At 39.2% G+C, this 13,497-nt stretch carries 11 protein-coding genes, 1 tRNA gene and 1 rRNA gene; 6 read left to right on the top strand and 7 right to left on the bottom strand.

Going from position 1 to position 13,497, the window contains the following annotated elements:
- The 7 genes from ACEW8O_RS12780 to ACEW8O_RS12750 all read right to left on the bottom strand — a co-directional run.
- Positions 1–81: ribosomal RNA gene (locus ACEW8O_RS12780) — 16S ribosomal RNA — on the bottom strand; the annotation flags it as partial.
- Positions 82–565: 484 nt separating this feature from the next.
- Positions 566–1,588, bottom strand: a complete 1,023-nt coding sequence (locus tag ACEW8O_RS12775) for a type IX secretion system membrane protein PorP/SprF (RefSeq protein WP_373495014.1) — start codon at positions 1,586–1,588, stop codon at positions 566–568.
- 1 nt (position 1,589) lies between these two features.
- On the bottom strand, positions 1,590–3,902 hold the full coding sequence (locus ACEW8O_RS12770; protein ID WP_373495013.1) for a PKD domain-containing protein: 2,313 nt from the start codon (positions 3,900–3,902) through the stop codon (positions 1,590–1,592).
- A 201-nt stretch (positions 3,903–4,103) separates the two neighbouring features.
- Positions 4,104–5,375, bottom strand: coding sequence for an adenylosuccinate synthase (locus ACEW8O_RS12765; protein WP_373495012.1), 1,272 nt, complete (start codon positions 5,373–5,375; stop codon positions 4,104–4,106).
- Positions 5,376–5,562: 187 nt separating this feature from the next.
- A complete protein-coding gene (locus tag ACEW8O_RS12760) occupies positions 5,563–5,907 on the bottom strand; it encodes an STAS domain-containing protein (RefSeq protein WP_373495011.1) in 345 nt (114 codons plus the stop codon).
- Complete coding sequence (locus tag ACEW8O_RS12755) at positions 5,904–6,371, bottom strand: Fur family transcriptional regulator (RefSeq protein ID WP_373495010.1); 468 nt, start codon at positions 6,369–6,371, stop codon at positions 5,904–5,906. The genes ACEW8O_RS12760 and ACEW8O_RS12755 overlap by 4 nt, the downstream gene beginning before the upstream one ends.
- A gap of 71 nt (positions 6,372–6,442) precedes the next feature.
- Positions 6,443–8,665: a bifunctional (p)ppGpp synthetase/guanosine-3',5'-bis(diphosphate) 3'-pyrophosphohydrolase gene (locus ACEW8O_RS12750; protein ID WP_373495009.1), complete on the bottom strand. Its 2,223-nt coding sequence runs from the start codon at positions 8,663–8,665 to the stop codon at positions 6,443–6,445.
- A gap of 131 nt (positions 8,666–8,796) precedes the next feature.
- Between ACEW8O_RS12750 and ACEW8O_RS12745 the strand changes: the two genes are divergently transcribed.
- From ACEW8O_RS12745 to ACEW8O_RS12720, 6 genes are all read left to right on the top strand, one after another.
- Positions 8,797–8,878 (top strand) — tRNA-Leu (locus ACEW8O_RS12745).
- 108 nt (positions 8,879–8,986) lie between these two features.
- Positions 8,987–10,315: a trigger factor gene (gene tig, locus ACEW8O_RS12740; RefSeq protein WP_373495008.1), complete on the top strand. Its 1,329-nt coding sequence runs from the start codon at positions 8,987–8,989 to the stop codon at positions 10,313–10,315.
- Positions 10,316–10,393: 78 nt separating this feature from the next.
- Positions 10,394–11,068 (top strand): ClpP family protease, encoded by a 675-nt coding sequence (locus tag ACEW8O_RS12735; RefSeq protein WP_373495007.1) that lies wholly within the window; start codon positions 10,394–10,396, stop codon positions 11,066–11,068.
- Positions 11,068–12,294 carry an ATP-dependent Clp protease ATP-binding subunit ClpX gene (gene clpX / locus ACEW8O_RS12730; protein ID WP_373495006.1) on the top strand — a complete coding sequence of 409 codons (1,227 nt, stop codon included), beginning with the start codon at positions 11,068–11,070 and terminating at the stop codon, positions 12,292–12,294. Before ACEW8O_RS12735 ends, clpX begins: the two co-directional genes overlap by 1 nt.
- A gap of 152 nt (positions 12,295–12,446) precedes the next feature.
- Positions 12,447–12,905 (top strand): hypothetical protein, encoded by a 459-nt coding sequence (locus ACEW8O_RS12725; RefSeq protein WP_373495005.1) that lies wholly within the window; start codon positions 12,447–12,449, stop codon positions 12,903–12,905.
- A gap of 60 nt (positions 12,906–12,965) precedes the next feature.
- The gene (locus ACEW8O_RS12720; RefSeq protein ID WP_373495004.1) at positions 12,966–13,211 is read left to right on the top strand and encodes a hypothetical protein; all 246 of its coding nucleotides are present in this window, start codon (positions 12,966–12,968) and stop codon (positions 13,209–13,211) included.
- The last annotated feature ends 286 nt before the right edge of the window (positions 13,212–13,497 follow it).

Below are 13,497 nucleotides of genomic sequence, written 5' to 3'. Positions count from 1 at the left end.
CTGGTCCCACTGCCGTCCGACTTGCATGTATTAGGCCTGCCGCTAGCGTTCATCCTGAGCCAGGATCAAACTCTCCATTGTATAGTTTGTTTCGCCACCGTTTTTCAGGTGGCATGTTTCCTGCCCCGTTTATTTTCCATTATTATCCTCCGAACTTTCTCTTTACAGATCAGAACAGATTCTCATTCGTTTTGTCTTCAACATTTCAATGAACTTTTGACCTGGTCTTTCCCACGTCAGTGACGGCCGTTGCCGTTTCTTTAATCTGTCCCAACTGAACTTTTTCAGCTGATTTTAGGTGCCCGCTTTTTTAAACAGGACTGCAAAGGTAATTCAAAATTTTATTCTTTCAAAAACAGATTTTTAAAATTTACTTTTTATTTTCTGTTTTTGAATCTATCAATCCGAATAAATTGGGGGATTTTGATTTAGGTGCCCGTCGTTTGGGATTGCAAAGGTGCAACACTTTTTCTCATTTGCAAAAGCAGATTTAATAATAATTTAACAAAAAGATAAAGTACGCTGATTTTCAAGGAGAAAAAAATAAGACTGGCCTAGATACTTTTTAATATTTAAATGTTGGCATTCGTTGACGGGAATTCCTTTTCAGGAATTGATCAACAAATGAATACCTCATAGATACTTCATGAGCTCCCCCGGAGTTTCTCCAACCCAACTGGGAAAGGGTGAAATCATAGCTGTAACCAAGGTCAATTCCATTTTGCAGAGAAAACCCGATCAATCCTATCAATGCTTCATTGTTTGGCAAACCAATCCTGGTAGGAAATCCCCTATACCAAAGCCCAAAAATCACAGGTTCGAAATACAGCTCCATTCCAAAATCCAACTGATCATAGAACCCTTGCCTTTTGTAATTGAATGCCAATGAGAAAGTCCGTTCCTGTTGGGTATTGTTGAAATAATCATTGATGCCACCTGGGGCCAAGTCAAATTTTACGCCTCCGTGTGCCGAATATCTGATTGGGAGTCTATCCCTGTCAAATTCCAAATAGGAAATATTGGGCCGAGTAAGGTGATGCCCTGAAACGCCAAACCAAAACCTATTATTATAATAAAGCATCCCAGAATGAAAATCAGTAAAACTCCGCTGTCTATCGTCAGGAATTGCTCCTCCATTTCCCCCGGGAGTTACAATTCCTCGATTGATATCCAATTGGGTGCTGAGTACCACTTCATCAAAACTCGCTGACCTTGTCGCCCAACTTCCCTGAACACCCATATGCAAATATCCTGATTCCCCCAATCTTACTCTATAGGAATATACCAGGCCTACTTCTGTGTTTTGCAAATTACCCAAGTTCTCCCGGCTTCCATTAATTATGATACCAACTCCTGAATTTTTTTCCTCAATAAAATGGTCGGCATAAGCTGAAAATGTAACAAAAGTGTGATCCAAAGCTGGCCACTGATTTCTGAAATTTATACCCAGTCTTGTCATTTCAGAACTTCCGGCGAATGCAGGATTTAGGTATAAGGGTGAGGCGTAAAATTGTGAAAACTGAACATCCTGCGCCCGGGAAAATCCGAACACTAATAGCAAATTCACCATTAATATCACCTTCTTCATATCACCTGATCAATATAAATTTTCCGTTTTCCTCAATCTTATCACCATCAATAGACTCCATATTGATCCTGTAAACATAATTGCCGGAAGGCATTAGTTCCCCGTTGACTCTACCGTCCCATCCTTCTGTATTGATGTCATCCGTTCTGAAAAGCATATTGCCCCAGAGATTGAAAATCAACATCTCCATTTTTACAATTCCCTTTGTTTTTGGTCTGAAAAATTGATTTTCAGACAATGTAGGGGTAAAACCTGTTGGAAACATTACCCTGAAAGACCGGGTCAAGGGAAGTTCCATTTCGAAAGTATCTTCACATCCAAACTGATTGGTGATTGTCAATTTGATCAGAAAGTTTCCCTTTTTTCCAAAAACATGTACAGGAGATTGTTCATTGCTCGTATTCCCATCACCAAAGTCCCAATTCCAAGCAATCGCACCACCTGTGGAAAGGTCATTGAACCTGATAGGGTCATCGATAAATATTCCGCCTCCTTCATCTCCGGTGATACCTGTTCCATCCACTTCATACTCAAACCTTGAATTCAAAGGCTCCAAAACAATAATCAGGTCAAAAACAACAGGGTCAGACCAACATTCAAGGTCTTTGTGTTTTATACTAATTTCATAAGGTCCTGAAAGACCTACTGAGGACATCTCATCATTGACCAAAAATTGACCTTGGGGAGTTTCCAACCTGTAATCAAAATCATCATCATTATAGTCAGCAATAAATTCCCTTACATCCAAGGTCATCCCGGGAGTACAGCCCACCACGGGGTTTTCAATATTCAGATTTGGAAAGACAGGATTGATAAGTTTGAATTCCGCCGATTCTGTAGGACAACTTTTTGAATTGTATGCTGTAACTGTATATTCTCCTGCTTGATCAGCAAAATATTCCGAGTAATCAGAATCCGGGATCAATACACCATCACGGAACCATTCAAATCTTACATAGACTTCTTCCCCGACAGCACTGAGTAAAATCCCGTCACCTTCACAAAGTCTGATTTCGTTTTCCTCTTCATCTAAACCCTGTCCGGTAATATTAACCGGTTCGGGGGATTCCTGAATCAAAAGGCGGATAAAATTTCCTGAAGAAGTTTTGCCATAATTATCTGTGACAGTATAGTATATTTCGACTGTCTCATCTACAAATCCAAAATTTGGAAAAAAGGTAAAGCTACCACCTTCATCAGCTGCCCTAAAAGTACCCTGCGGCAAAACCATTTCCCTGTTTTCGGGCCTACACCTACCTTGGGAACAAATATCATCTGCTTCAGCTTCTATCTCATCCAATGATCCATACAATTGCAGACATCTAATAGAAGACCCCTCATTAGGGAGCGTTATTTCTTCCCGGGTAATTTCATAGGTGTTTTCCTGCCCTTCACAGGAAGCCTTGTCATCAATATCCGTTCCTGTAGGATTTTCCAGCCTGTCCTGATCGGAAACTTCTACCTGTAAATTTCTGATTTCATGTATATTAGTCAGCCCACCTGTGGATGCAGCGAAGCCTATTTTTAAATTCTCAGGTGCCTCAAAAATATAATCCGTTTCATCAAATACTTTTACCATTCTCGGATTTCCGGGAGTGGTGGTAACCATTAGATCTACAGAAATAGAATATCCAACACCCCCGGGGTGAGGCTCCAAATCAACAAATAATTTTCTATAACCGGGAATATTAGGATCTGTCACCCTCGCAGAACCGACACCTCCAGATTCAAGTGGAAATCTATCTGCGGCAGGAAGACCAAATTCCCCTTCATTGTTTGTCCATTTACCGGTAACAAACTGATAGCCCGTTAAGCCGGTACCGGCACCTCTAACCACGATGCTATTTGGATAAAGAGTAGTGCCTCCTCCAAAAAATCCGCCGATTTTTCCTTCGCCTGAAATACCAAAGTTCCCAAAGGAATCAAGTCCTATTCCAAGGTATGCACCGGTTAAACCCGAAGTTTGACCTCTTTGGGCATATCCAAGAGATCCTCCAAACCCGCCTGGTCTGAAATTGGGGATGGTTGCATCAAACAAAAATACCGTAAGTCCATCGGCCCCATTTCCTCCATAAACAAAAAACTCAAATGATGTCTTGATACCAAATGCGGAAGGAAAAGGTATGTCAATATAAATATATCCATTCTGCTCTAGCTGGGCATCAGTCAATCTCAATACTCCACTCACTAATCTGGCACTCCCACCAAATACCGTTGCGCTTTGGGTTGAACTGTCCTGAAAATCTTCACAATAGGGGAATCCAACCTGGGCATTAGAATCTGTAAAATTAAAAAATGGAAAATACAGCATCATAATAATGCAGATCTTCCAAATCCAATTACTTATCCCTTTGTCCACTGTTATTACTTCTCTCCCTTTATAATTAAAATCGAAAGCGTAAATTATGAATTTAAGTAAATAAAAAAAATGATGAATTGCTTGGGCGACAATTTAAAATCCAAATTTATGGTTTCAAAACAAAAAAAAGCCTCCAATTAGGAGGTCTTAATCTTATTATCTTAAAATAGTTTGTTTTCTATCAGGACCGACCGAGACCATTTTAATAGGTACTCCAAGTTCATCTTCCAATAGACTGACATAATTCCTCAGTTCAACTGGAAATTTATCATAGTCACTGGCTTCAGCCAATGAGGTGTGCCAACCGCGGACAGTTTTATAGATAGGTTTGGCATCTTGGGTATTCAATTCATAGGTAAGTCTGTCCACCTTGGTACCATTTGGCAATTCGTAATGGGTACAGATTTTTATTTCTTCGAAAATATTGAGCACATCTGACTTCATCATAAACAATTGTGTCACGCCATTGATCATGATCGAATATTTCAGTGCCGGCAAATCTATCCAACCACACCTTCTGGGTCTGCCGGTGGTCGAACCAAATTCGTTGCCTTCTTTTCTCATGGCTTCTCCGTCCTCGTCGAATAGCTCTGTTGGAAAAGGCCCACTTCCTACCCTGGTACAATATGCTTTGAAAATCCCAAAAACCTCGCCGATTTTAGACGGTGCTACTCCCAGACCTGTACAGGCCCCTGCAGCCATAGTATTGCTGGAAGTCACAAAAGGATAGCTTCCAAAATCAATATCCAACAATGAACCCTGTGCACCTTCAGCAAGAACTTTTTTTCCGGTATCCAAGTAGCCATTCACTTCATACTCACTGTCTACCAGATTTAAGGTTCTGAAAAATTCAACTGCCTCAAAAAAGGTTTTTTCCAATTCAGGTAATTGTATCAAATCAAATTCATAGAAAGATAGAATGGTTTTATGCTTTTCCACCAAGACATTGTATCTATCCTCAAAATCAGGAGCCAATATATCCCCGACCCTCAAAGCAACTCTTCCTATTTTATCCTGATAGGTTGGGCCAATACCCTTCAATGTAGAGCCGATTTTTTTATCACCTTTTGATTTTTCATAAGCGGCATCCAAAAGCTTATGGGTCGGGATAATGATTGTTGCTTTTTTGGAAACAAATAGGTTTTTCTTAAAGGAGATGTTAAACTTCCGCAAGCCTTCGATTTCCTTTCTCAAAATCACGGGATCAAGTACAACACCATTACCGATGATATTGAGAATGTTTTCCCTAAAAATACCTGAAGGTATCTGATGCAGTACATGCTTAATGCCATCAAATTCCAAAGTATGCCCAGCATTGGGTCCACCCTGAAATCTGGCTACCACATCGTATTGTGGTGCCAAAACATCCACCACTTTACCTTTACCTTCATCGCCCCATTGTAGGCCTAATAAAATATCCATTTTCATTTCCTGTAAAATCAACTCTTAAATTAAAGTCTTTTTGAGGCGTGAAATTTGGAATAAGGATAATGAATTGCAAGAAAAACAAGGGATTTATTCTTTGCAATAAAATAATCCCATCAAAGAACCTGCTATTTTATAAATCAAAACTGTACCTCGGCAAAATAATAATTGAGGTAATTTTTTTTGGTTTTCAGGCCAATCCTTTCATTGCTTCTTCCATGGTAGGGAAAACTGTAAAAATATTATTGAGCTTGGTGATGATCAAAAGCTTTTTGACATGTTCTGAAGGGGTAGTCAGGTACACATCGCCTCCCGCATTCCTCATTTTGGTCAGCATGGTAATCAAAAGACCTATCCCGCTCGAACTGATATACCTTACCTTTGAAAGATCCACCACAAAAACCATAACTTTATCATTGACAGCATCAGATACAAATTCAACTAATTTTGGACCGATATCATCGCCTATCAAATCCCCGGTCAAGTATAAAAAATGAGCCTTTGCTTCTTTTTTAATTCTGTATTTTAATTTCATATTTTAGGTCTGTTTTCGCAGTTCATAATTTGACAGCTTCCGTAAAGAATTAAGGAATGGTGCATTACTTTGAATTCGAGGATTTCTCCCACTGTATTCTGGATATTCTGTATTCTCGGATCACAAAATTCTTTCACTTGGTTACATTCTACACAGATCAAATGGTCATGCTGCTTGTACCCATACGATTTTTCGAATTGAGCGAGATTCTGTCCAAACTGATGTTTGGTCACAAGGTCACATTCTACCAATAGATCCAGCGTATTGTACACTGTTGCCCGGCTAACCCTGTAATTTTTGTTTTTCATACTGATATACAGGGATTCAACATCAAAATGCCCTGACCTGCCATAAATCTCTTCCAAAATGGCATATCGCTCCGGTGTTTTTCTCAGCTTTTTGTTTTCCAGGTATGCAGTGAAAATTTTCTTTACCTCTTCAAAAAGGGTTTCGTTAAGGGCCATGTATCTTGGTTTTGGTGCAAATATAACTTTTCTTAATTAGAAAAGATTCAGATAATACTGACAACGGCTATTTAATCAAACCTTGTCACTTTAATGATTCCCTCAACTTTCGATAGGTTAGCGACCATTTTTTCCAGATGTGACGTACTGTGAACATATAATTTAATCGTTCCTTCAAAGAGTCCGCTGTCCGAGTCAACTGTAATAGATCGCATATTTACTTTAAGTTCATTTGAAATCACTTTGGTGACATCATTGATCAAACCCACCCTGTCTGTCCCGACAATCCTCAATCCGGCCAAGAATGCAATCTGTTGCTGACTGGTCCATCTTGCCTTAATGACCCTATTGCCATGATTTGACAGGAGCTCCAAGGCATTGGGGCATGAAGTCCGGTGTATTTTAATGCCTTCATTGATGGTCACGAATCCGAAAACATCATCCCCTGGAATGGGATTACAGCATTTTGCCAAAATATAATCCACCACATCCATATCTTCACCAATTAGCAATTGGTCGTGTTCTGGTCCTTTTAGGTTTTTGATTTCCTTGGTAAAGGATGTTTCATCTTTGACTTTTTCATAGGTTGCTTTTCCTTTTTTCTTTTTTTGTTCTTTAAACTCCTTAAAACCTTTGATTGAGGTGGCATCAATTATTCCTCTGCCAACTTTATAATAAAACTCATTGGGTGTTTTGGTTTCAAAATATGCCCGCAACTGCTCCACGATTTCGGAAGTAAATTCGATCTTCATCTGCTTCAGTTTCCTTTGGACGATTTCCCGTCCATCCATCACGGTGGATTTCTTATCTTCTCTGAGCGCATCTTTTATTTTGGCCTTGGCCTTTGAGGTCACAACTGAATTTAGCCAGTCTTCGGTTGGTTTTTGTTTGTTGGAGGTAAGAATTTCAACCTGATCACCGTTTTTCAGTTTATGATTGATCGAGACAAGCTTTTGATTGACTTTGGCCCCAATACACTTCGCTCCCACCTCAGTATGGATTTCAAAGGCAAAATCCAAAGCTGTTGACCCAAAAGGAAGCACTTTCAGTTCACCTTTGGGGGTAAACACAAATACCTCATCATGGAAAAGATTCCCCCTGAAATCATCCATGAATTCGATTGCCGAACCATCATTTGATTCCAATAGCGTCCTCACCTGTGTGATCCAATCATCCAGACCTGTACCTGATTTGGCCTGAACAATTTCCTTATCCTTGTATTTCCAATGAGCGGCATATCCCCTCTCAGCAATGTCGTCCATTCTCGATGAACGGATCTGAACCTCAACCCATTGACCTGTATTACTCATCACAGTTGTATGAAGCGATTCATATCCATTTGCTCTAGGGGTACTGATCCAATCCCTCAACCTATCGGGATTGGGGCGATAAAAATCAGTGACGATGGAATATACCTGCCAACAATCAGCTTTTTCATTGTCCACATTGCTTTCAATAATGACTCTGACAGCAAAAAGATCATATACCTCTTCAAAAGGTATATTTTGTTTTTTCATCTTATTATAGATAGAGAAAACAGATTTTGGCCTTCCTTTAATGGTGAATTTATAACCCTGAAATTCTAGCTCTTCTTCGATCGGAGCAATAAAACTTTTGATGAATTTATTTCTGGAAATTCTGGTTTCGTTGATTTTAGTCAGAATAAAGTGATAGGTATCTGAATCGGTAAATTTAAGGTATAAATCTTCGAGTTCGGATTTTATGGTGTAAAGACCGAGCCTATGTGCCAATGGAGCATATAGGTACATTGTTTCCGAGGCTATTTTCAATTGCTTGTGCCTGGGCATGCTTTCCAGCGTCCGCATATTATTGAGCCTATCCGCAATTTTGATCAAGATCACACGGACATCATCAGATAAGGTCAGAAGCATTTTCCTGAAATTCTCAGCCTGTTGAGAAGTACCATAATCGAATACTCCGGAAATCTTGGTCAGGCCATCTATTATCTGCATTATCTTCGGCCCAAATTCCTTTTCAATATCCTCCAGTTCCCAATCCGTATCTTCTACGACATCATGCAGCAGGGCAGAAACAATACTTGTTGTACCCAAACCAATCTCTTCCACACAAATCAGGGCAACCTCCAATGGGTGATAAATATAGGGTTCACCGGATTTGCGGCGCATTTCTTTGTGAGCTTCGTTGGAAACATTAAAGGCCTTTTTGATAATTCTGGAATCCCCATCTTTCAACATGGGTTTGGCCATCTTGAGAAGCTTCCTGTATCTCTTAATAATTTCCTTTCTTTCCTCTTCCAGATCTACTTGTATCATATAATCTAAGCTAAAGCAATACTTTTACTAAACAACGAAAGTCGATTAGTTTTTACAGAATAATTATAAGGTTATTTTCAATTCAATTTTTGCAAGTTTAATTTTACTTATTACCTTTGCGTCCACATTAAGCGGATGTGGCGAAATTGGTAGACGCACTAGACTTAGGATCTAGCGCCGTAAGGCATGGGGGTTCGAGTCCCTCTATCCGCACATTTTCCGGCCCTCAATCAACTTTCCGATTTCGACCCTGAGCAGGACCTTCGAAAAAAGAAATGGGATTGAGGGTTTTTAAATTTTATCAAACCAAAATTAAGCAAATTGGAAATCACATTAGACAAGCACGCAGCAAATCAAGCTTCTGTTAAAATTAAATTAAATGAAGCAGATTATCAACCAAAGGTTGATGCGAAACTGAAGGACTATGCAAGGAAAGCCACCATCAAAGGGTTCAGACCGGGTAAAGCTCCTGTCTCTATGGTGAAAAGAATGTACGGAACTTCTGTTCTCGTTGAAGAAATCAACGAACTCCTTTCTTCCTCCCTTAACAACTATCTCAAAGAGCAGACTTTTAAAATCTTGGGCGATCCTCTTCCGATCATTGAAGATGCGGATAAAATCGACTGGAATACTCAAAAGGAATTTGAATTCCAATATAAAATAGGTTTTGTGGATAACGTTGAGGTTGACTTTGACGGAAAGTTAGATGCTACTTCCTATTCCGTGGAAATGGATGGTAAAGAGGTAGATGATGCCATTCAAAACCTAAGGAGCCAATATGGCAAAATGACCAACCCTGAGATCAGTGAAAAAGATGACTTTCTTTACGGTGATCTAAAATCATCAGACGGTTCATTTGAAAAAACTTTTTCACTTGCACTTTCGAAAGTAGAATCTAAATCCCTAGACAAATTTGTTGGGTTGAAAAAAGGTGATGTGGTTGAATTTGACCCTTCCAAAACCATAGAAGAAGATCTCGCTACAACTGTTGGCGTTTCTGATGAGGAAGTTGAAAAACTTTCCGGTGATTTCACTTTTACAGTTCAGAATATCAATAGAACTGAATTGGCAGAGTTCAATCAGGAATTCTTTGACAAGCTTTTCGGTGAGGGTCAAGTGGATTCTGAAGAAGGATTGGTAGAAAAGGTCAAAGAGATTATGGCTGAAAACTACAATAAGGAAATCAGGGTTTACAGTGATGAGAAAATCAAAGATAAGCTCGTTGAACAGGCAAATATCGATCTTCCTGAAACATTCCTCAAAGAGTGGTTACTCAAAGCCAATGATGGGAAAGTGGACGAAGACCAAGTAGAGGAGGAATATCCGATCTATGCCAAGCAATTGACCTGGACTTTGATTTCCAACAAAATCGCCAAAGACAACAACATTCAGGCAGAACATGAAGAGGTCATCGAAAAAACAAAAGAAATGATCAGAGCGCAATTTGCCTCTTCAGGACTTGGTGCACAGTTGGAAGCAAGTATGGACATGTTTGTGCACAATTACCTCAAAGGAAAAGACGGTCAGAATTACATGCAGATGTTGACATCTGTACAGAATGAAAAAGTTCTGGCCTTTGTGAAGGAAAAGTCCAATATCAAGGAAGAAAAAATCAGTATAGATAAATTCAAAGAACTGTTGGAAAACTAATTCTCAGATAAAATTGTTAAGAAAAAGTCCTTTTGTGAGGGCTTTTTTTATTTTTGTACATTACATAAAAATTAAATTATGATCAATAGAAATGAATTTAGAAAATATGCCGTGCATAGTAGAGGCATCAGCGGCAATGCATTTGACCAATACAATACTTTTGTAGAAAGCATGACCAGGTCTGTCATCGAAGAAAGACCCACTAATTTTCGGGAAATTGACGTGTTTTCAAGATTGATAATGGACAGGATTATTTTCCTTGGTACCCAAGTAGATGATTTTATTGCCAATATCATTACAGCTCAGTTATTGTTTTTGGAATCTACCGATCCCAAAAAAGATGTTCTTTTATATGTCAACAGTCCAGGCGGGTCTGTAACGGCAGGTTTGGGGATCTATGATACCATGCAATATATCAATCCTGATGTGGCAACAATCTGCACCGGGATTGCAGCATCAATGGGTGCTGTATTGTTGGCAGGAGGAGCAAAAGACAAAAGATCTGCCCTACAGCATTCCAGGGTGATGATACATCAGCCATCCGGTGGCATGCAGGGTCAATCCAAAGACATGGAGATTTCCTTAAAACTGATTCTTTCTATGAAACAGGAACTGTATCAGATTATAGCTGACCATTCTGGGAAGAGCTTTGAGGAAATCGAAAGAGATTCAGATAGGGATTATTGGATGAAAGCTCCTGAGGCCAAAGAATATGGCTTAATTGATGAAGTATTGATTAGAAAAACAAAATAATGGCACAAGTTACCTGTTCCTTTTGTGGAAGAAATAAGAGAGATGTTGACCTGATGGTTTCAGGAATATCGGCCCATATATGCAATTTTTGCATAGACCAGGCCTATCAGATTTTGGGGGAAGAAGAGAAAAACAAAAAACCTACCAAGAACCCCAAGTTTAAACTCAAAAAACCTAAAGAACTTACCGAATACCTCAATCAATATGTCATTGGTCAATATGATGCCAAAAAGGTACTGACAGTGGCGGTTTATAACCACTACAAAAGATTGCAGCAAAAAGGCTTTGATGAAGATGAAATCAAGATTGAAAAATCAAATATCATCATGGTTGGAGATACCGGTACCGGTAAAACCTATTTGGCAAAAACTTTGGCCAAAATCCTTGAAGTGCCTTTCTGTATCGCTGATGCGACCGTACTAACGGAAGCTGGCTATGTAGGAGAGGATGTGGAAAGTATTTTAACCCGATTGCTTCAGGCGGCGGATTACAATGTAGAGGCGGCCGAAAGAGGAATTGTGTATATTGATGAGATTGATAAAATCGCAAGGAAATCCGATAACCCATCCATCACCCGTGATGTCAGTGGGGAAGGTGTTCAACAGGCGCTTTTGAAATTATTGGAAGGGACAGTGGTCAATGTTCCCCCTCAGGGAGGAAGAAAACACCCTGACCAAAAAATGATTGCGGTCAATACAGAAAATATCCTTTTCCTTTGCGGTGGTGCATTTGATGGCATAGGCAGACATATTGCCAAAAGGCTGAATACACAGCCAATGGGCTTCAATAAATATGTAGAAGGCAAACAGGTAGATAGGGCAAACCTTCTTCAATATGTAACATCTCAGGATCTGAAGTCTTTTGGATTGATCCCGGAACTGATAGGCAGGCTTCCTGTCGTGACCCATTTGGATCCTTTGGACAAAGCAACTTTGAAAAGCATCCTCACCGAGCCCAAAAATGCCCTGGTCAAACAATATCAGAAACTGTTGGCCATGGAAGATGTCACGCTTCAATTTGAGGAAAGCGGTATAGATTATATTGTGGAAAAGGCAGTAGAGTTCAATCTCGGCGCAAGGGGATTAAGGTCCATTTGTGAAGCCATCATCACCGATGCCATGTACGAATTACCTTCCGATGATACCATCAAGGAATTGGTGATCGATGAAAAATATGCCCAAGACCAGTTTGACAAGTCTAAATTCAAAAAATTGCAGGTGGCTTGATAGGCTATTAAGCTTGAAATATTCAAAATCTAGTTCGAAACCGCAGAAATCATTTAAATGATTTCTGCGGTTTTTTTATACCTTTCTAAAATAGAACTACTGCTTTTTTAATAAATAATAGTTAGTAGAGTAGGAATTAAATGGATACGCTTATGAAAAGGTTTTATCAGAGTATCGTCCTATTATATATTTTATTTTCTGGCTGTGAATTGGTCCAAAGTAAAGATGAACCATTATCTAATGAGGCAACCTTTAATCTTGGAATATTGGAAAAGGCTGTTCCTGTGGGTTTTCATCCTAACTTACCAAGTTATAAGACCCATTTTCAAGGTAGCAGAGTGATCGGGTATTCCTATCATTTTTATGATTCTTTGGGCAAAGAATTGGTGAATGTCGGATTGAGTGTGGAAAGAGACACCACAGGATTTTCTTTTTTTACTTATTCTGAGAAAGGCTTACTTATCGAAAAAAGGGTCAACATTCTGAGAAATCAGGCATTCCCCTGGGAAGTATTCCAATATCATTATAATGATGCTGATCAGTTGAAACAGATAACAAGAAATGGAAATAATTTTGAGTTATATGAATACAATGAGCTAGGACAGGTATAAAAAGTCACCCTTGGAGGAAATCTTAAATTAGCTGAAATTTATATTTTTGAATACGATTCTTTGGGCAGGGTCAAAAGGAAGTTGTATAAAAGCCAATTAGAGGGGGATTCTCCTCTTCGGGATTGGTATTATGGATATAATTCTGATGGACTGCTAGTTTCCAAATCCATCCCTATTTCCGATACCCAAAAAGAGGTGATGTTTGAATACCGGTATGATTCACAAAAAAGGCTGGTGGAAGAAATTGAATATTATCCGGAATATGGTTTTTCCTTTTGGTTGAGAAGTACTATTCATTATGATTAAAGGATATAACCGCCATTGATTTATTTTATCCTATATGGGGTCTTGAACCAACATTTCGTAAAACATTCACATTATCCCGGAACTGAGGTCTCCGGAAATTGACATTTAAATTTTTTGCAGTAAATCTATGTGCTCTATGTTTCTATGTGGTAAAAAATACGAACCTCTAGTTGTTAAATTTTCAAATTCCCCACGATCATTTTAGCTGTGGCTTCGGAAGCAGATCCTTCTCCGAGTTTTTGTTTTATTTCCGTGTATCCATCCAAAATGGCTGCTTTGTGGTGAA

Origin of the sequence: Aquiflexum sp. (assembly GCF_041749095.1) — a bacterium.
Taxonomy (GTDB): Bacteria; Bacteroidota; Bacteroidia; order Cytophagales; family Cyclobacteriaceae; genus Aquiflexum.
This window is presented reverse-complemented; position numbering and strand designations above follow the sequence as displayed.